The sequence below is a fragment of the Pollutibacter soli genome, from assembly GCA_029269725.1.
Classification (GTDB): domain Bacteria; phylum Bacteroidota; class Bacteroidia; order Chitinophagales; family Chitinophagaceae; genus Pollutibacter; species Pollutibacter soli.
In genome coordinates this window covers 1-19,576 of the sequence record JARJHS010000010.1, presented here as the reverse complement: position 1 = coordinate 19,576, position 19,576 = coordinate 1, and the positions used below count along the sequence as shown (strand labels likewise).

The 19,576-nt window shown below is 42.6% G+C and carries 16 protein-coding genes; 5 read left to right on the top strand and 11 right to left on the bottom strand.

The genetic code is table 11. From position 1 onward, the window contains the following. Nucleotides 1–175: 175 nt before the first annotated feature. The 11 genes from nudK to P2W82_RS20405 form a co-directional block, all read right to left on the bottom strand. On the bottom strand, nucleotides 176–754 hold the full coding sequence (nudK, locus tag P2W82_RS20455; protein WP_336517799.1) for a GDP-mannose pyrophosphatase NudK: 579 nt from the start codon (nucleotides 752–754) through the stop codon (nucleotides 176–178). A gap of 16 nt (nucleotides 755–770) precedes the next feature. Then, on the bottom strand, nucleotides 771–1,517 hold the full coding sequence (locus P2W82_RS20450; protein ID WP_336517798.1) for an SDR family oxidoreductase: 747 nt from the start codon (nucleotides 1,515–1,517) through the stop codon (nucleotides 771–773). Between the two features lie 66 nt (nucleotides 1,518–1,583). Further along, nucleotides 1,584–2,135, bottom strand: a complete 552-nt coding sequence (locus P2W82_RS20445) for an HPP family protein (protein ID WP_336517797.1) — start codon at nucleotides 2,133–2,135, stop codon at nucleotides 1,584–1,586. Nucleotides 2,136–2,419: 284 nt separating this feature from the next. After that, nucleotides 2,420–3,166 (bottom strand): hypothetical protein, encoded by a 747-nt coding sequence (locus tag P2W82_RS20440; RefSeq protein ID WP_336517796.1) that lies wholly within the window; start codon nucleotides 3,164–3,166, stop codon nucleotides 2,420–2,422. A gap of 42 nt (nucleotides 3,167–3,208) precedes the next feature. Continuing rightward, nucleotides 3,209–3,556, bottom strand: a complete 348-nt coding sequence (locus tag P2W82_RS20435) for a DHCW motif cupin fold protein (protein ID WP_336517795.1) — start codon at nucleotides 3,554–3,556, stop codon at nucleotides 3,209–3,211. Between the two features lie 4 nt (nucleotides 3,557–3,560). Further along, nucleotides 3,561–4,367, bottom strand: a complete 807-nt coding sequence (locus P2W82_RS20430; RefSeq protein ID WP_336517794.1) for a PhzF family phenazine biosynthesis protein — start codon at nucleotides 4,365–4,367, stop codon at nucleotides 3,561–3,563. 206 nt (nucleotides 4,368–4,573) lie between these two features. After that, nucleotides 4,574–6,193 (bottom strand): chemotaxis protein CheB, encoded by a 1,620-nt coding sequence (locus P2W82_RS20425; protein ID WP_336517793.1) that lies wholly within the window; start codon nucleotides 6,191–6,193, stop codon nucleotides 4,574–4,576. Nucleotides 6,194–6,340: 147 nt separating this feature from the next. Beyond that, nucleotides 6,341–6,904 carry a DinB family protein gene (locus P2W82_RS20420; RefSeq protein WP_336517792.1) on the bottom strand — a complete coding sequence of 188 codons (564 nt, stop codon included), beginning with the start codon at nucleotides 6,902–6,904 and terminating at the stop codon, nucleotides 6,341–6,343. Nucleotides 6,905–6,956: 52 nt separating this feature from the next. Next, complete coding sequence (locus P2W82_RS20415; protein ID WP_336517791.1) at nucleotides 6,957–7,451, bottom strand: VOC family protein; 495 nt, start codon at nucleotides 7,449–7,451, stop codon at nucleotides 6,957–6,959. Between the two features lie 275 nt (nucleotides 7,452–7,726). After that, entirely contained in the window at nucleotides 7,727–9,070 is a 1,344-nt protein-coding gene (locus tag P2W82_RS20410) for a sensor histidine kinase (protein WP_336517790.1), read from the bottom strand. Continuing rightward, nucleotides 9,060–10,412, bottom strand: a complete 1,353-nt coding sequence (locus P2W82_RS20405) for a sigma-54-dependent transcriptional regulator (RefSeq protein ID WP_336517789.1) — start codon at nucleotides 10,410–10,412, stop codon at nucleotides 9,060–9,062. Before P2W82_RS20405 ends, P2W82_RS20410 begins: the two co-directional genes overlap by 11 nt. Before the next feature lie 241 nt (nucleotides 10,413–10,653). Between P2W82_RS20405 and P2W82_RS20400 the strand changes: the two genes are divergently transcribed. The 5 genes from P2W82_RS20400 to P2W82_RS20380 all read left to right on the top strand — a co-directional run bounded on the left by P2W82_RS20400 (nucleotide 10,654) and on the right by P2W82_RS20380 (nucleotide 19,164). Continuing rightward, entirely contained in the window at nucleotides 10,654–11,913 is a 1,260-nt protein-coding gene (locus tag P2W82_RS20400; RefSeq protein WP_336517788.1) for an efflux RND transporter periplasmic adaptor subunit, read from the top strand. Between the two features lie 329 nt (nucleotides 11,914–12,242). Beyond that, complete coding sequence (locus P2W82_RS20395; protein WP_336517787.1) at nucleotides 12,243–12,920, top strand: ABC transporter ATP-binding protein; 678 nt, start codon at nucleotides 12,243–12,245, stop codon at nucleotides 12,918–12,920. Between the two features lie 57 nt (nucleotides 12,921–12,977). Continuing rightward, a complete protein-coding gene (locus tag P2W82_RS20390; protein WP_336517786.1) occupies nucleotides 12,978–13,523 on the top strand; it encodes a hypothetical protein in 546 nt (181 codons plus the stop codon). A gap of 527 nt (nucleotides 13,524–14,050) precedes the next feature. Further along, on the top strand, nucleotides 14,051–16,477 hold the full coding sequence (locus P2W82_RS20385; RefSeq protein ID WP_336517785.1) for an ABC transporter permease: 2,427 nt from the start codon (nucleotides 14,051–14,053) through the stop codon (nucleotides 16,475–16,477). Nucleotides 16,478–16,785: 308 nt separating this feature from the next. Then, nucleotides 16,786–19,164 (top strand): ABC transporter permease, encoded by a 2,379-nt coding sequence (locus P2W82_RS20380; protein ID WP_336517784.1) that lies wholly within the window; start codon nucleotides 16,786–16,788, stop codon nucleotides 19,162–19,164. Nucleotides 19,165–19,576 lie beyond the last annotated feature (412 nt).

Below are 19,576 nucleotides of genomic sequence, written 5' to 3'. Positions count from 1 at the left end.
ATTCAATTGGCAAAAAATGAAAATGCCAGTCTGTAAAGAACATTTTTTCGAAGTGGAGCTATTTTTTATACCACGGCAGTCACTGAGATGAACATCTGAATTTCTTTAATTCCTTTTTCAGAAGCAAATTCAAATTGAAGTCCTTTTCTTGCCTGGTTAAGAAAAAACTGACCGGTTACAGAATTCCATTCAATTTTAAATATTGCAAAAGCATAATTGTTTTCCCGTCTTTGATCTCTCCTGATTTTATTTTTTCCATCGCCTCAGTGATATTCATTTCAATGACCTCAATATTCTCCTGTTCATGCGCCACGCCACCACCTTCAGCCACCCTCATATTCTTTGCATATTCAGCAATAAAAAAATAGAGTATTTCTGTCACTGATCCAGGCGACATATAAGCTTCATATATTTTCTGTACATCGGTGATCCTGTAACCGGTTTCTTCTTCTGTTTCGCGACGTATACAGTCCTCCGGATTATCCTTATCGAGCAATCCTGCACAGGCTTCAATCAGCATGCCATCGGCGTTTCCATTCACGAATGTCGGCAGCCGGAATTGCCGGGTGAGTATCACTGTTTGTTGTTCTTTATTGTACAAAAGAATTACAGCCCCATTTCCACGATCATAAGCTTCGCGGTGTTGCGTTTCAACATGACCGTCATTTTTAGTTACTTCATAAGTGTATTTGTACAACCTGTACCAGTTGTCTGACAACAATTTCTTATCTATGATCCTGACTCTATTTTCCATATCGATGTCTTATACATTATCTGCCGCCGGCAGCATCTATAAATGTTCCTGAAGTGTATGAAGCGCCTTCTGATGCGAGCCATACAATCGCTTCTGCAATCTCTGAAGGATAACCTCCACGTTTCATTGGTATACTATCCCGCAATCGGTCCACCCTGCCCGGCTCTCCTCCGCTGGCATGAATATCGGTGTAAATAAATCCGGGCCGCACACCATTTACACGTATCCCTTCTGCAGCAACTTCCTTTGCAAGTCCAAGTGTGAATGAATCAACTGCGCCTTTTGATGCTGCATAATCAACATACTCATTTGGCGATCCTGTTCTCGCAGCCACTGAAGATACATTAATGATCGATCCTCCTCTGCCACCATACTTTGTTGACATTCTTCTGATCGCTTCTTTTGAACAAAGAAAACAACTCAGCACATTTGCCGTCATGATCCGGTTGATCCTTGCAGCATCCATCTCATCAACACGCATCTGCGTCTCCAGAATGCCTGCATTATTTACAAGTACGTCTACAGAACCCAGTTCAGCATCGATCCTTTTAAACAGATCGATCACTGCATTTTCTACTGACACATCAGCACGAATAGCAATAGCTTTTCTACCCTGCTTATTGATGTTGTTTACTATTTCATGAGCGGCCTCTTCACTCCTTAAATAATTGACAACAACAGCATATCCTTTTTCTGCTGCAAGCATTGCCGTTGCTGCACCTATTCCACGACTTCCTCCGGTGATCAGGATTACTTTTTGCATATCTGAAGTAAGTTGAACCTTATGGGTTAATTATAAACTGCAATTCCCGGTGATCCCGCCATACTACTACTTACGATAAGGGTAGTTTCGGTGGCGTGGTATATTGTTAACGATCAATGCAATGATCAGCAGGATTATAACGCCACTCAATACCGGGGACAGAATATAGTAATAACCAAGATGTTTTATTTTTTCTGAACCAATATTTGCAATCAACGCTGTTGCACCACCGGGAGGATGTAAGGTTTTTGTGATCTGCATGGCAACGATAGATAAAGACACTGCCAAAGCAGAAGCCAGCCACACCTGATCCGGAATGAAATATTGAATAGTTACACCGATCAATGCGGAAATCAAATGACCCCCGATAAGATTTCTCGGCTGCGCAAGCGGACTATTGGTAGAACCGAAAACAAGTACGGCAGATGCACCAAATGAGCCGATCAGAAAAATATTATCCTCCTTTGTTAACGTTGCATTCTGCATGAGCCCGATCGCAGCAATGCCTGTAAACGCACCGATAAATGTCCACAAATGATCAATGGGTTCTACAATCGTTTGTTTGTAGATCACATACTTCGCCATCCTGTACGTCCGACGTATTCGTTTTTTCACCATTTTGGAAATTAGTCGGCAAAGATAGGAGTTGTTCGTTGTTCGTTGTTCGTTGGAACAGCCGGCGATTACAGGAATGGCAGATATACTATAACTCATATTTTGCCAGCCCTGAATTTTAAGCCTGATTAAATTATTATTGGAATAAGAAACCGAAATCGCAGTTTCCGGTTGAAAATGTGAATCCATTCTTGCGTTGAGAAACCGTGGGCTGTTAACGATGAACGAAAAACGATGAACGAAAAACGAACAACGGGCTGTTCAAACCATGAACTAAGAACCATGAACTATGAACTCCCCAAATACCTGTTCGGCAAATTCTTCTCCAAATATTCAATTCCATAAGCCGCCTTCATCAGTCGCGAAACTGTTTGCGCAATTGTTTTTTCTTGCCGGTGAAACTGTGGCAACAATCCCATCATTGCATAACTGATCGGGTTAACGGAAGGAATAAATGTTTCCCACGGATAGCCCCTACCCCAGATCAACCCAGGAACGGTAATATCCAGCTTACATACATGCTCAAGAAGCAGTTCCATTACTTCAGCGGAATTATTCCTGTTCTGGTTTACGGTGTGAAATACAGGAGTGTGGCCTCCGAAACCAAATTCATCAACCCCTGCTTTTGCATTGATGTCAGCGCCATATTCAATCAATACCGCGGCGCATTTTGGTAAATTATACTCAGCGCAGATATGCAGCAATGTCACTTCGTGTAAAGGGCTGTATGCACATCTTAAAGAATATTTTTTTGTAAGAATGGATTTGTCTTCGTGTATCAAAACATCCAACGCAATTCCATCATCCACCAGTACGGCGAGCAATACCTGATCATTAAATTTTAACCCTGCCTGCACAAAAGCTTTTACACAAGCCGTGAATGCAGGAGTTCTTCCGTATTCGCTTGTGAGTTCATAAATCAAAGGCTCATCACGGAAAAATTCATTGGGGTCAACACCATTTTTAAAACATTCTTTGATCCCCTCAACGTCATGGGTTTCGATGTCGCCGATTATTTTATCATGATAGTTCATAAGAAACCATTAATCCTACGTAATCTGAAAATTGAGGAAAAACTATTTGTCTACGAGAAAATCACCATCGATAATAATGAGCTTAACTCCTGTATTAGTCATTGATTTATGCGAGCTCATTTTATCAGATACAACATACATCATGCCGGGAGTAAGTACATGCTCCGCTCCATCTTCCAGCAAACTGGTGAACTCACCTTCGATGCAATACACGAGATGACCTTTCCGGCACCAGTGATCGGCGATGTATCCGGGCCCATATTCTACAAGACGAATACGCAGTCCATCATATTGAAGCGTCTGCCAGAATGAAGTACCTGCGTCCCCGGGATGTTCTGTTTTTTCAACAGAATTCCAGTCGATGGTTTGAAAAGGGATTGATGATGACATTCTTTCAATCCGCTTTTAATACACGGATTCTTCCGCCAATTTCTACATAATTTTCCATGTCCCGCACAAATACTTCACCACCGGCCGCCGATGCCTGCCAGGCAATCAGATCCGTCTTACCGGTTTTCGCAGTCCAGAATGGAGTAAGTACGGAGTGAACAGAACCGGTAACCGGATCCTCATCAATACCTATCCAGGGGCAAAATGAACGAAGAAGAAAATCGACGCCGGTAATATCGGAAGCAGAAGTCAGAACCAGTTCTTTAACATCGCTAACGGATGATTTCAATTGATCTAAATCCGGAACAAAAGAGCGCAGTTCTTCAGGTTTATTCAATTCAACAAAAACTGTTTCGAGATTTGTATTGAAGAAAACAGCTCGAACAGAAGAAAGTTTCAGTATCGCCAGCAAATTATTTTCTGATGGATAGGAACTGGACTCATAACGTGGATACGTCATAAAGACTTTTTCGTTATCTCTTACACATCTTATGGTTAAATGTTCCACAGTAATAAAATCCACTGCTGATTTTTTATAAAGTTCAGCAATTATACCCGCAGCAGCGAGTGTTGCATGTCCGCAAGCAGGGAGCTCTCCTGTATTCGTAAAATATCTTATCTGGAGCGATTCAACCCCTGCTTCCGTTTTCACAAAAGCGGTTACCGGGATATCGGCCTCCTTTGATAGTTTTTGTAAGGTTGAATATTCAGGCCAGTAAGGAAGAACGAAAAGTTTAACGGGACTTCCCTGAGCCTTCCTGGAAATGAATGTGTCGATCAGGTATTCATTCATTGATTGAAGGTAGAACAAGTGAGGTTTGCTTTTTTAACCGGATTTGGTGCAGCGGTCACCGGAGATGGGGATGAAGGAAGTAAGTATTGAGTAGTAAGTGTTAGGTAGTAAGTGTTAGGTAGTAAGTGTTAGGTAGTAAGTGTTAGGTAGTAAGTGTTAGGTAGGGAACAGCCATGCAAAAGGCAGCAGGAGTTTAACGTTCAACGTTAAACGTTAAACGTTATTCACAAAGGCAGTTCCGCCACAATCGTGCATCCTTTCCCGGGTGCTGCAACAAGCTCAAACTTACCGTCGAAAAATTCAGTGCGGCGGCGCATATTCATCATGCCCATGCCACTACGTACACTGCTCATATCAAAACCAAGACCATTATCACTAATCTTCAACCGCAACCTGGCACCGTGACTGACATTAAGGCTCAGGCTCACTTTACTGGCCTCAGAATAACTCACGATGTTTTTAAGTTGCTCCTGAATGATGCGGTATAAATTCAGTAATAATTCATTGTCCGGTTTAACGCTGGACAACTGGGGATCAAAATGAAAACGAAGTTGAAAACGTTTGTCAGCGTTAACACCGTTCACAAGATCCCGTACAGCGAGGCAGAATGTATCTGTGTCGAAAACCTGTGGCGCAATATCATGTGATAATCTCCGGATTTCTTCAACGGCCATGTTTATGTACTCATTGCTGCGCTGGATCCATTCCCGCCCCTCTTCCATTGTCGCATTTTTTGCCATTCCCAGGGTCACCTGTGCTGTGACCAGAATCTGGTTAACATTATCATGCAGTTCTGCACTGATTTCCTGGCGGAGTTTTTCTTTCTCTGCATAAACTGTCATCAACATCGCTTCATCACGTTTGCGCGATTCCGTTATGTCGGTGATCAGGTAAATAAAATGTGTAAGATTATCGGCCAGGTCAAAACTGGGAATTATTTTCTGGCTGATCCACCGGATGGTTTTTGCTCTCGTGAGCATTTGCTTCTGCATACCATCATTACGATCCCGCGCATGTACTTGCTGCGGACTCGAATCTTCATTCTCCACCTGGTCAAAAAGAAAATCATTTGGTGAGCGACCCATTACCTCATGCTTCATATACCCTGTCAGGTGAGTGAACTGGTCATTGATGTAAATGATCTGTTCATCATTCAGGGCATCTGTAATCATAATTGATTCACCAGCCTGCGCCAATGTAGTACTGAACAAACGAAGCCACGGCTGATCATGAACGACGTTTGCATAGAAAGGTACTTTTTTAGTCAGAACAGAATCGAGGTACTCTGCTAATGCAGCAACGCTTCCCGTGATATGCGCCTGCTCCTTCATTTCATGATTCTGGATTCGTGTATGCGCCAGCGTTACACCACCATTATCATACAATTTTCCAAAACCATTTGAGCCATCATGATCGGCAGAAGAAAGTATCAGCGCAACGCGACCTGCACTCTGCTGTTCTGCGATCGCATTAAAAAGCGTATCTACAGGACCATGCAGACCATTGGATTTTTTAACATTCATGACACGGATCATTCCTTCATTAACCGAAATAAAATGCTGTTCCGGGGCAGTGTAAATTTTCCCCGGAAGAAGGGGTTCGCGGTCAAAAGCTTCTGTTATCTGCCATCCTCCAAAAGAAAGAAGTACAGATTCAAATCCCGCACCGGCCAGGATTACAGCAGCATGTTTCTGCCATGCGTACAAATGTTCGAGAAAATCTGCCATCAGAATTTCATCGCCCGGCTTCAGGCTTATTCCGATGATCACCGGAATGGATTCCGTTGATGTTACAGTCTCTGTATCCAGACTATCGTTGTCATATTTCCTGATTGCTTTGCGCATACTGGCATATTTGATCAAGGGTTGCCAATCACCAGGGGGTGGTAAACTGCCGTCTTTACCAGGATCCATATCAGTTCAGCGGTAAAAAGCGGTATGAATAAATCTACAACTATTGGTCCAAAAGGCGTTCCCTTCAACGGAATTTTATCAGAATTGCAATTGTTTTGCCTGCATGGCCATCGCTTCCCTCGCCTGGTTGTAATGTCTCATTTCATGCGTCACCATTATTTCAATTGCAGTACTCAGCGGGTACACGATGTGTTTGTTGGCAGGAGAATAGATAATGATATCTTTTTCAATCAGATCGCGATTCTGTTTGATAATATTTTTGAGTTTTTCCTGGTGTTCGTTGAACAATTCCATGATCCCTTCCGTAATCTTACTTCGTGCAGGCTCCCAGATCGGAAATGTTTTTACTTTTTTTCGCCTGTCGGGCTGTACTGATTTCAGAATAAATCCACCCAGCATCTTTGTTATGAAATTAAACCTGGCCAGAAACGGGAGATGCAAGCGATTTTCTCTTGCATCATCCAGGATCTGATAATAGCTTTCATTCACAACTATCAGGTGTTCCATATTTTCGGCTACACTCCATATTTGTGCAGACGGTTTCCAATTGAGCTGACGTTCCGAAAGCGGCCCGAAAGACGCCCTGAACGACGCAGTGATTTCGTCTATACGTTCAAGCCAGTTGTCTATTTGTGAATGCATTCGTTGTTCGTTGTTCGTTGTTCGTTTTTAGTTGTTCGTTCAACCTAAAGCGTTACTTTTCGAGTTCGCTGAGCAGACTATGAAAATCCAATTGTCTTGTAAACATGTCAAGACTTCCATCTGCTTTGAGTGGCCATTGCGCCTTGGGTCTGTCCCAGTACAATTCCACACCATTGCCATCGGGATCGTCCAGGTACAATGCTTCCGACACGCCATGATCACTTGCACCGGTGAGCGGATAATTTGCTTCGACCAAACGTTTAAGAATAAATGCAAGATCCTTCCTGGATGGATACACAATCGCAGTATGAAAAAGCCCGACAGAATGAGGATCGGTTTTGGGTAACCCTTTACTCATCCAGGTATTCAAACCGATATGATGATGATACCCGCCTGCAGAAACGAATACAGCCTGATCGCCGTATTCCATCGTGATCTCAAAACCCAGCAGCCCCTGGTAAAATTCGAGCGATCGTTTCAGATCAGCGACTTTCAGGTGCACATGGCCAATCTTCGCACCCTGGGGCACCACATATTTTTCTTCCATGCGCAAATGTACAATAGGTCAGGCAATAGTGAGAAGGCAATAGGCAATTGCGAGCCGGCTTACGAGAATGAGAATGGCTATTTAATCGCGGCTTCTGCAATCTTACTAATACAATTGTCTTTTAGGTTTACGCAATGCCTTAATGTCTCCGATATAATCAAAGAGAAAATAAATTACAAATAAATGAGGGTAAAAAATTTCAAACGGAAATTGCGGAGAATAGGGCCGTTAATATTGCCTTCTTACTATTTCCTTTACTATCTACCATCCACCTCCTAGAAATACAAACTAAACACCGTTCCCTCTCCCTGCCGCGACTGCACCTGGATATTTCCCTTATGCAACATCATAATCTGCTTACACAAACTTAACCCGATGCCACTGCCATTTTTCTTAGTTGAAAAGAATGGTACAAAAATCTGTTCAAGCAATTCAGGCTCGATGCCGGAACCGTTATCAGAAATGCGGATAATTGCTTTTTTATTTGCTGACAGGCCTGCAGACAAAACAATTCGCGGATTCTCACGATCTTTTACTGCTTCCATCGCATTCACCAATAAATTGATCAATACCTGCTCAATCAAATTGACATCAACTTCGAACATCAATCCGGTATCCTTCAACACCGTTTCAATCTCGATATTCTTAAGCTGAAGCGTTGGTAACATCAATCTGTACAGATTTTCAAAAATATCCCTCACATAGATCTTACTCAGGTTGAGTGTTTTGATCATGTTGAGATTTCGATAGGTCTGTGCAAACTTCAGCAGTCCGTCACTTCTGCGTTTGATGGTTTCAATTCCCAGTTCGAGGTCATCGACTGAACCGCTTTCATTACTGAGTTCTGTAACGGATTCCTGTAACCGATGTTTTAATGTATCGGCAAGCGACGAAATCGGCGCAACTGAATTCATGATCTCATGAGTCATTACACTCAGCAGTTTCTGCCAGGCCTTGCTTTCGGTTTCATCCAACGCCTCATTTACATTCTGAAATGCAATCAGCTTATACATTTCGCCATTGGTCTGAAATGCTGTAGCCGAAATCAGTACTTTAAAATTCTCTTTCTCCGTTCTTGCAGTCGCTATTTTGGAATCACCAGGTTTAAGAGAGATGATTTCATCGTATAAATGTTCATCCCTGCGGATAAGACTCTGAATCGTTTTGAGATAAGGTAACTGCAGCATCCGTTTTAAAGATTCATTCATCCAGCCGACATCGCCTGTTTCTTCTGCATAGGAAAGAATACCTGTATCCACCAATTCCAGGATTTTCTGCAGGTACTGGTACTGAGTTTCTTTTTCCTTACTGATTACTTTGAACGTGCTATTGATTTCATTGAACCCTTTGCGCAGCGGCTGAATCTCTGGCGCCGCATGCTTTACATCGAAATACCTGGAGAAATCGCGATAGTGAATGGATTCCACAAACTGGTTCAGTTCATCCTGGGCTTTGCGCTGAAACCGATAAAATTCAATGAGTTGCCAGATGATGAGCGGAATCAGTATAGTCAGGTATACGTAAAGTCCCTTGAGTATTAAAAAAGCGGTGACCAGCAGTGATAGAAAAAGAAAGATCACTGTAATGACTAACCGCCACTCGTATCTTTTAAATATCATATTTGCTGATTCTTCTGTAAAGAGCAGTTCGTGTAAGACCCAGTTCACGTGCAGCCCTGGTAATATTGCCGTGGTGTTTTTCAATTACGCGGAGTATCGTCGTTTTTTCCACTGCGCTGAGGTTAAGTTCACGCGGTTCGAACTCCGGCACAACCGATGATTCAATCGGTGAGAAAATAATATCCTTTGCCTGCAGCACGTTACTTTCCGCCATAATGACTGCACGTTCGATGGAATACTGCAGTTCACGCACATTTCCCGGATAATGATAAGAAGCGAGCTTTTCCAGCGCCTTCTGATCAAACTGCAACTCCTGCTTCAGGTACTTGTTGCAATAGATCTTCATGAAATGCTGACTCAATAATAATATATCGTCTTCTCTTTTGCGTAAAGGCGGAATTACAATCTCGACGGTATTGATACGATAAATAAGATCTTTCCTGAAGCGACTCTCATTTGCCAATTCATTGATCGGCACATTTGTGGCACAGATCAGGCGTATATCAATAGGTATTGGTTGATTCGTTCCCAACCTCGTCACCTGCCTGTTTTGTAATACACTCAACAGTTTTGCCTGTTGATGAAGAGAGATATTGCCGATTTCATCAAGAAACAATGTTCCGCCGTTAGCCGCCTCAAATCTCCCCGCACGATCTTCACGCGCATCAGTAAATGCACCTTTTTTATGACCGAAGAGTTCGCTTTCAAATAATGAATCGGTCAAAGCACCGACATCAACCTTCACATATGGCTTTGCAGCGCGCAGACTGTGCTGATGAATGGCTTTTGCCACCAGGTCTTTACCAGTACCGTTTTCGCCGAGGATCAGGATGTTAGCGTCAGTCGGAGCGATCTTTTCAATCTTATAAAAAATATCCTGCATTACTTCTGACTGGCCCAGCAACTCCTTTCCGATTATAGAATCATTGCTGATTTTCGCAGTGCTTCCTCCACCCTTTCCCTTCTTACCCAATATTTCAGAAATCGTTCCGATCAGTTTCTCATTCTGCCAGGGTTTGACAACGAAATCTGCAGCACCTTCTTTTAATGACCGAACAGCAAGATCAATATGCCCGTATGCAGTGATCATGATCACTTCCGGCGCATTTTTCATCTTTTTGATTTCCTTCAACCAAAACAAGCCTTCATTTCCTGTATTGATTGAACTGTTGAAATTCATATCCAGCAACACGATATCAAATTGCTGGCTGGTCAGGTGATCTTTAAGGTTACCAGGATTTTTTTCAGTCACCACCTGTTTCACTTCTGTCTTTAATAATAGCCTTACTGCCGTTAAAACATCCGGATCATCATCCACCACAAGGATTGATGCATTCTTCATCTGCATGATTTTCGTTTCGAAAAAGGTAGCTGCAATGATACCATAAATACAACCTTGTGGCAATTAATTTTTTAGCTCAAAAACTGTCCGCAGGCGGTGTATCAAAAGCGAACAGCTATTGTATCACTCCCGGACTAAAGGCCTGGAAAATTGGCTTATATCGCTTTAAATATCAATGGCTTAGATAATGGCACAGTTCTCCTATTCCTATTGTTCAGCAGAAAAAATTTGAACAACAGTTATGGCAGACAGAATTCTCGAAAAGAAGAAATGGACCAGAAAAAAGATCATCACAATTGCGGGTATCGTGGCCATCGTGGCCCTGGTGGGATTCAGTTATTATTTTACTTCAGGTAAGAGTCGCCTGAATGTGGACCTGGAAAGAATTACGGTTAGTGAAGTTAAGTCCGGTCCATTTAAGGAGTTTATTCCGGTGAACGGAACAGTGCTCCCTTTGACCACTATTTATCTTGATGCATTGGAAGGTGGCCGGGTGGAGGAAAAATTTGTTGAAGATGGTGCGGTCATGAAAAAAGGTCAGCCCATCCTTCGGCTTTCCAATACTGATCTGGAGCTCAGCCTGGTTAACCAGGAGACCTCTGTGTACAATCTTCTTACGCAAATGAATATCTCTCAGAATGCGGCAAGGCAGAACACTATTACCAAGCTCAACCAGATGACGGATGCCGAAAATCAGTTGAAAGAAGCTGAGCGTCTCTACACACTCAATAAGAAGCTGTATGGACAAAAAGTAATCGGTGCGCAGGAATTTAAGCAGTCTGAGAACGATTATAATTATAAGAAACAGAAAACAGCATTGTCCGCTGAGATCCTGAAACAGGATACGATTGCCGTCAGAACCGAACTGGAGCAACAGCGGGCCTCCTATAACCGTACGCAGAATGCGTTGCAGCTGATGCGTAAAAAAGTAGGTGATCTGATAGTAAGGGCTCCGATTGACGGACAGCTGACATCTTTGGACGCAGAAATCGGACAGTCGAAAAACAAAAGCGACAGGCTTGGTCAGCTTGATGTACTGAGCGGATTTAAAGTAAGAGCCGATATCGATGAGCACTACCTGTCACGTATATATACCGGTCTTAAAGGAGACTTCACATTTGCTGGTAAAAAATACAATCTTGTTATTAAGAAAGTGTACAGCCAGATTACCGGTGGTCGCTTCCAGGTGGATCTCGAGTTTGAAGGTGAAGTTCCCAAGGGAATCCGTCGCGGACAGACATTGCAGATCGGCCTGGCATTGAGCGAAGAAAAACAAGCCATCCTTATACCAAAAGGTGGATTTTATCAACAGACGGGCGGTAACTGGATCTTCAAAGTGAGTGAGAATGGAAAGATTGCTTACAAAACAGATATTCAGCTTGGGCTTCAGAGCCCGGATTATTATGAAGTGTTGAGTGGCTTGAAACCTGGTGATAAAGTGATTACATCGAGCTATGAGAATTATGGTACGATGCAGGAGTTGGTACTGAAGCCGGAGTAGGCAATAGTAAGAAGGCAATAGTCAAAAGGAGTGAGTAGTAACAAGCGCCCCTGAATGCTAAGGTCTCTAAACTAAAGTCACGTAGGCACAATGATTTTATCAACGCCGGATTGAAATCCAGGGGGCCGAGGGCCAAAAAACTAAAAAAATGAAAATGATTGCATTTTGTCATGGACGTTGCGGAGAAAAAGGGCTGTCTCCTGCTGCCTGCTGCCTCTCATGCAACATTTTCAAAAAACAATTGTGAAATAATAATTGCAGCAAGGCTGCAAGACCAGTAACATTTAATTAAACAAAATCGTCTAATAAAAATCTATTAAAACCTGTATATGATTAAGATCACCGACCTCGAGAAGTATTATCGCACTGAAGAAGTGGAAACGATTGCACTCAACAAAATTTCTTTTGAAATCAAAGAAGGAGAATTTGTAGCTGTGATGGGACCTTCAGGTTGCGGTAAATCAACACTGTTGAATATTATCGGACTGCTTGACGACCTTGATTCAGGTAGCTTCCTTTTCAACGGAATCGAAGTAGCCAAATTCAACGAGAGGAAAAGGGCCGATCTTCGCAAACATAATATTGGATTTGTATTCCAGAGTTTTAACCTGATCGACGAGCTTACTGTATTCGAAAATGTTGAGCTTCCTCTGATCTATACGAATGTAAAATCTGCTGAGCGTAAAGCACGCGTAGAAGAAGTGCTGGACAAAATGCAGATCATGCACCGTCGCAATCACTACCCTCAGCAGTTATCCGGTGGTCAGCAACAGCGTGTGGCAGTTGCCCGTGCGGTGGTTAATCGTCCCAAACTGATTCTCGCGGATGAGCCTACCGGTAACCTCGATTCATCCAATGGTAATGAAGTAATGACTTTGCTCACTGATCTGAATGAACAGGGTACCACAATCATCATGGTAACACACTCTGAGCACGATGCGAGGTATAGTCACAGGATTATACGCATGCTTGATGGTCAGACAGTTACTGAAAATATCCTGGTTTAATTACTGAACCAGGGGCAGTAACCAAAACAATTATTTGAAAGATAAAAACTGCAATCCATGAAGCCGGGAACAAACAGCACGATGAATGAAAGGAAACCTTTCGGATGGATTAAAATTTATGCAGCACAATTAATGAAACCTTTTTTAATGGTTTCAGGTGCAGTTTTTATTTCTTTTTTAATTGCCAGCGTGCAGAACACACGCAAAGAATTGGAATCTGTAGAAAAAAAATTCAACAGGCATAGCAGTGGTCTGGTAAAGCTCGCATCACTGAATACGTATACAGATAAAACAGCAAGCTCAGATATCAGCAGCCTGGACTTTAACATGACCTACGACGAGCCTCCGGCGGAGATTGTTGTAGATTTTACTACAGAGCCGGTTCCTGCAGCTGATGCAAATGACTGTAAGAAAGAAGCTGACGGAGATTGTCAGGAAGCTTCAGCAGTAAAAAAGAAAATGGATACTACCGTTGATGCAACTGACTCCAAACCGGCACCACTAAACACTACGGCTAACCGTAAACCTCAGCAAACACCAAAAGCAAAACAGAAAACCGCAGGTCAGCAACATTTCGGCGTAGGTCTGAAATTACTGATCTGAGGTAAGCGATATTATTCTTTCGTTGCTCCGGCAACCACATACTAACGTCAACAGGATCCGGCAGGAATTGATATATAGACTTAGCGCATATGAATTTCTTGAAACTTGCATTCAGGGTCCTTTTCAGCCGCCACCGTAATTCACGGAAACGTCAAAATCATATTCGGGCAAATACAAACTACACCATTCTGCCATCTGAAAATATGATCAGCAAATCCATTACTGTTGATCGGATTCGGATCGGGAATCCTATTCGTATTCAGGGAAACAAGATGAATTAGGCAAAAGGCAGGAGGCAGAAGGCAGGAGAGAACAGCCGCTGCAGGGATTTTTGTAGAGACAAGTATGCATTGTCTCTACGGGAAAAAACAATAGGGAATACAGGATACAGGGCTAAAACTGAAAACCGTAAACTGAAAACTGTGAGCTGAACTTTCAACGGACCACGGCTGTTCCAAACGAACAACGAAAAACGAACAACGAACAACGAATAACGAATAACTGCCTGTTTCTGAAAACTGACAACTATGTTCAACAACTATTTCAAAATCGCATGGAGAAATTTGCTTAAGAACAAAGCATTTTCTGCAATCAATATCATTGGGTTGGCTATTGGCCTTTCCTGTTTTGTATTGATCATGTTGTATGTGGTGGATGAGTTGAGTTTTGATCGTTTTCATGCGAAAGCCGACAGGATTTATAGAGTCAACTCGGAAATCAATTTTGGTGGTAACGAGATGAAACTGGCTGTGACTTCTGATCCGATGGGAGCCACATTGAAAAAAGACTATCCGCAGGTTGAACAATATACAAGGCTTTACCAGACCGGGAATAAGACCATCAAAAAAGGTGATCAATACATTATTGAATATGGAATTTATCATGCTGACTCCACCTTCTTTGACGTCTTCAGTTTCCCTGCAATACAAGGTGATACAAAGACTGCGCTGAATGAACCCAATACGGTGGTGATCACGGAAAAAATGGCGCGGAAATACTTTAATTCACCGGATGCAGTTGGGAAAACACTTGAAGCAGACAAAGAATTGTATAAAGTCACTGCGGTAATTAAAGATATACCCAGCAACTCTCATCTTAAATCCGAAATGATTTTTTCGATGGATAATGTTGAGTATTCATTTGGAAATTTTCTTAGTCACAATTTTGTTACATATATCGTTCTGAAAGAAGGAACCGATCCAAAAGCATTTGAAAAGAATTTCTCAACGATCGTCCAGAAGTATATTTTTCCACAGGCGCAGCAGTTTATGCAAATCGGAAGTATGGCAGAGTTTGAAAAAGCCGGAAACAAACTGGCTTACGAACTCATGCCATTGACAAAGATCCATCTCTACTCTGACCGCATTGCGGAAATCAGTCCTAACGGCGATTTCAGGTATGTTGTAATTTTTTCGGTGGTTGCCTTGATTATCCTCGTGCTTGCCTGTATCAATTTTATGAACCTGGCCACCGCGCGATCGGCTAACCGGGCCCGAGAGGTGGGAATACGCAAAGTACTCGGAACAGAAAAAAGCAGCCTGATCAGCCAGTTTCTTACAGAATCAGTGCTGATGACGGTTTTTGCGATGATCATTGCTATCGGAATCGCCATGCTCGCACTCCCCGCCTTCAATGATATTGCGGTGAAACAATTACAGATCAATCAGCTTTTCCAACCATGGTTCCTCGTCTTCCTGCTGGCCTTACCATTAATTGTAGGATTGCTGTCAGGAAGTTATCCGGCATTTTACCTTTCGAGGTTCCAACCGATAAAAGTTTTGAAAAGCAATGCAGGCCAGGGAGCTGTTAAGAAAAGCATGGTAAGGAATGGGCTTGTGGTACTTCAATTTGCATTGTCAGTGATTTTTATCATCTGTACAATGGTTGTATATCGTCAATTGCATTTCATTCAGAATAAAAAGGTTGGATTTGATAAAGAACAGGTGTTGATTGTAGATGGCACTTATGATCTCGGAACCAACACCGCTGCATTCAAAAATGAAGTCCAGAAATTACCTGGAGTATTGACTGGAACCTTCAGCAGTTTTTTACCCGTAACATCTTCCTCACGTACTGACTACAGCTTTTCAAAAGAAGCAGTAATGACGCCCGAGAATGGATTTAATATGCAGTATTGGGGAGTCGATACAGGATATGTCGGCACGATGGGTATGCAGATTATTAAAGGGCGAAATTTCTCTGCTGATTTCAAAAGCGATTCTGCTGCAATAATTATCAACGAAACAGTAGCTAAAAATCTCGGGTATCCGAATCCGATAGGACAGCGTATTTACCAGGCAGATACTGATGATCCGTCCAAGACAAATGCGCTGGAAATTATCGGAGTGGTCCGGAACTTCAATTTTTCATCATTGAAGGAGAATGTCGGCCCGTTGAGCTTTTCACTCCGAAAAAGTATTGGCTCAGCCGCATTCAAACTGAGGCCGGGAAATCCGGAGGCTATTGTTGCCAAAATAGAAGATATATATAAATCGATGGCGCCGGGTCATCCCTTCCGCTACCGGTTTCTTGACCAGGCCTTTAGTGAAATGTATCGTGCCGAACAACGGGTAGGCGTAATCGCCATGGTATTTGCCTGCCTTGCAATACTGATCGCGTGTCTCGGCCTTTTCGGTCTGTCAGCCTATATGGCAGAGCAACGGACAAAAGAAATCGGGATCAGGAAAGTGCTGGGTGCATCTGTCGGCTCGGTAACAAAAATGTTATCGATCGATTTTGTACGGCTTGTTGTGATTGCAACAGTGGTCGCATTTCCTGTCGCCTATTGGGTAATGCACGTATGGTTGCGCGATTTCTCTGAAAGGACCAGTATCAGCTGGTGGATTTTTGTAGTCGCTTTTGTAGCTGCCGTGGGCATCGCATTACTTACTGTTTGTTTCCAGGCAATAAAAGCAGCACTGGCAAACCCGGTGAAGAGCCTGAGGAGTGAATGAAATAGAAGGCAATAGTAATAAGGCAATAGCCTGCCGGCAGGCAGGGCAATAGGAAACAGCCGGTTGAAAACCGAAAATATTTTTATCGTAGAGACGCCATGCATGGGGTCTCTACGATAATACAAACGGAAAATTGGAAAGACCTGAAGAAAGGTATTGCAATTCGTCAGGCCAACCACATCTGTGCTGCCAACTCACATCAATTGGCTGTTCCAACTATGAACTATGAACTATGAACTATGAACCGGCTGTTCCAACGAAAAACGAACAACGAACAACGAAAAACGAAAAACGATCAACGATAAACGATGAACACAAATGACATCAAAATAATGTTCCGAAATATCTGGCGGAATAAGGTATACAGCATCATCAATATCCTCGGACTTAGTATTGGCATTGCTGCAATTATCTGGGGAATACAAAACTACAGGTACGCCGTAAGTTTCGATGATTTTCAGTCTCAGAAGGAGGTAATTTATCGTATTCTCTCCAAACATGAAACGAGGGAAAACATCCTCGGCATTACGCCATTTCCTGTGGCAAAGCAGGCAGCACAGGAGTTTTCATCCATAAAAGAATACAATCGCCTGCTTTCAAGATGGGCGGACCTTAAAACCGACCAGGCCGAAGCATTTACAGCCCGTATTCATTTTACCGATCCATCCTTCTTCCGGATGTTTGATTTTCCTCTTTTGAAAGGTTCAAACAATATTGAACAACCTGCTTCTATTGTTCTGACAGAAAAGGCCGCCAAAAAATATTTCGGAAATGAAGATCCGATTGGTAAAACAGTCACCCTCTATTCGGCGGAAGCTTTTCGTATGCCGGTGACCGTTATCGGAATACTAAAAGATCATCCGCAGAACTCCACCATTCAGTTCGAAGCCATCAGCGAACTCAACAATTTCAGGAGCCCTGATGGGAAGAAATTAGCCGAAGAAGACTGGGGATATTTTGCAGACGCTTCATTTATAAAAATTACTGACCCGGCTGCCGCGGCCAGGATGGATGAACAGTTGAAAAGATATATCGCGCACCAGAATGATGTCCGTAAAGATTACAAGCTCTCCGCATTCGAGGTTTTGCCGATGAGCAAAATCGCCAGGTTGAACAATCGTGCGATAGATAGTAATGAACTCAGGACAGCACCAGACGACTCAGCAACGCTTGGTCCGCTGGTATTGGCCATTCTGATTCTGCTTTCCGCCTGTCTGAATTTTGCAAACACTACTGTTGCACGTTCAAACAAGCGACTGAAAGAAATAGGAATTCGTAAAGTGATGGGAAGTACCAAGCGACGCATCATCATACAGCAATTGTTCGAATGTGCTTTTGTTGTTTTGGTCGCAATGCTGATTTCTACTGCAATAAATAACTGGTGGCTTCCGGAATTCAATGCCATGTTTGCATTCGCATCAGCAAAAGCAGAATATTTCAGTGATCAGACATTACAGATCATTCTTCTGCTGGTTCTTTTGATTGTGACCATCGTTGCCGGAATGTATCCGGCGTTTTATGTCAGCCGATACAACCCGACAGAAATTTTCCGTGGCTCGGTCAAATTTGGAGGCAGAAATCTCTTCTCCATGATTCTGCTCGGTTTGCAAATTGTGATAGCTTTCATCACCGTTATTGCAAGTGCTGGTTTCTACAGGAATGCGATTTTCCAGCGGGATTTCGATTACGGATATGCGAAAAACAATCTGTTTGGAATTTTTCTTAATGACTCCACCCAATACAAGTCCCTGTACAACGAAATTTCAAAAATTCCTGGAGTACAGTCGGTAGCGGGAACGCGTCATCATATTGGATTTTCTTACAGACATATTACAGCAGAAGCCCTCGGTCAGAAGAAAGAAAGCATTTTCATGTCGGTTAGTCCGGAGTATATCAAGACCATGCAATTAAAACTGAAGGATGGTCGCCTGCTGGATGCTGAACATGAAGGCGACTACCAGAATGCTATGTTGATTACCGAAAAGCTGGCATTTCAATATGGATGGAAAGGGGAAGAAGCTTTAGGTAAGAATATCAGTTTCGATACATCCGTTTATACCGTGAAAGGCGTATTGAAAGATTTTCATATCAACAGCCTTTTCTCTCCACTTGAACCCATTGCTATTAACATCGTGAAACCTGAAAAGTACCAGGAGCTTATTATTCAAACCAGGCCTGGACAATTGCATTCGGTATATGATCAATCCCGGGCAAGCTGGAAAAAATTGTATCCTATGAAACCATACAATGCTTTCTACCAGGATGAAATAAGTGAAGAAGCAACAAAGATCAATGAAAGTATTGCAAAAATTTTTTTCTGGTTCGCTATTGTTTCTATTCTCCTCACATCAACAGGATTTTTCGCATTGATCTCCTTAACGCTTCTTAAAAAAATGCGGGAAATAGCTATCAGGAAAGTAGTGGGCGCTTCGCTGAAAGATATTGTGGTGATTATGAATAAAGGATATTTCTGGGTTTTCATCGTAGCCACATTAATCGGATGTTTTACCGGAATTACATTGACCAGGCTGATGATGGATTCTATTTTCAGAATAAATATTGGTATCAATATCTCCACTGCATGGATTGCATTTTTTGTAATGCTGACGATTACTGCTGCAACGATTGCTATCAAGGTGAGAGAGGCGATGGTGACGAAACCAGTGGATGTACTGAAGGCAGAATAGGCAACGGGCAACAGGGAGCAAATGAATGCAGTGACGATTGAAAAAGAAATAAAAACAGAGAACAAAGACAGTGAATACCAGGCAATAGTGAGAGGGTAATAAGAAAAATACACAAAGAAACCGCGATCTGAAACAGATAACGTTTTATCGTAGAGACGCCATGCATGTTGTCTCTACGATAAAACCCATATAAAGAAGAACGATGAACGAAAAACGATGAACCTGCCTTTGCCGCCTGCCTGTCCGGTAGGCAGGGCAGGCAGGCGAACAACGAACAACCGGCTGTTTCTGACAACCTGCCTGACGGCAGCTATCCCTTACCCAAATTTGAATGGGTAAAAATAATAGATGTTCTTTGACATAAATACTTGCAGTGCATAAGATAACCATGAAGGATTTTCCTCATCTCGAT

Coding starts and splice junctions, on each gene's coding strand:
- P2W82_RS20400 (WP_336517788.1), top strand. CDS start 10,654: ATGGCAGACAGAATTCTCGAAAAGAAGAAATGGACCAGAAAAAAGATC.
- P2W82_RS20410 (WP_336517790.1), bottom strand. CDS start 9,070: ATGATATTTAAAAGATACGAGTGGCGGTTAGTCATTACAGTGATCTTT.
- P2W82_RS20445 (WP_336517797.1), bottom strand. CDS start 2,135: ATGGTGAAAAAACGAATACGTCGGACGTACAGGATGGCGAAGTATGTG.
- P2W82_RS20435 (WP_336517795.1), bottom strand. CDS start 3,556: ATGTCATCATCAATCCCTTTTCAAACCATCGACTGGAATTCTGTTGAA.
- P2W82_RS20385 (WP_336517785.1), top strand. CDS start 14,051: ATGTTCAACAACTATTTCAAAATCGCATGGAGAAATTTGCTTAAGAAC.
- P2W82_RS20415 (WP_336517791.1), bottom strand. CDS start 7,451: ATGGAAGAAAAATATGTGGTGCCCCAGGGTGCGAAGATTGGCCATGTG.
- P2W82_RS20440 (WP_336517796.1), bottom strand. CDS start 3,166: ATGAACTATCATGATAAAATAATCGGCGACATCGAAACCCATGACGTT.
- P2W82_RS20450 (WP_336517798.1), bottom strand. CDS start 1,517: ATGCAAAAAGTAATCCTGATCACCGGAGGAAGTCGTGGAATAGGTGCA.
- P2W82_RS20380 (WP_336517784.1), top strand. CDS start 16,786: ATGAACACAAATGACATCAAAATAATGTTCCGAAATATCTGGCGGAAT.
- P2W82_RS20390 (WP_336517786.1), top strand. CDS start 12,978: ATGAAGCCGGGAACAAACAGCACGATGAATGAAAGGAAACCTTTCGGA.
- nudK (WP_336517799.1), bottom strand. CDS start 754: ATGGAAAATAGAGTCAGGATCATAGATAAGAAATTGTTGTCAGACAAC.
- P2W82_RS20405 (WP_336517789.1), bottom strand. CDS start 10,412: ATGAAGAATGCATCAATCCTTGTGGTGGATGATGATCCGGATGTTTTA.
- P2W82_RS20395 (WP_336517787.1), top strand. CDS start 12,243: ATGATTAAGATCACCGACCTCGAGAAGTATTATCGCACTGAAGAAGTG.
- P2W82_RS20425 (WP_336517793.1), bottom strand. CDS start 6,193: ATGCGCAAAGCAATCAGGAAATATGACAACGATAGTCTGGATACAGAG.
- P2W82_RS20420 (WP_336517792.1), bottom strand. CDS start 6,904: ATGCATTCACAAATAGACAACTGGCTTGAACGTATAGACGAAATCACT.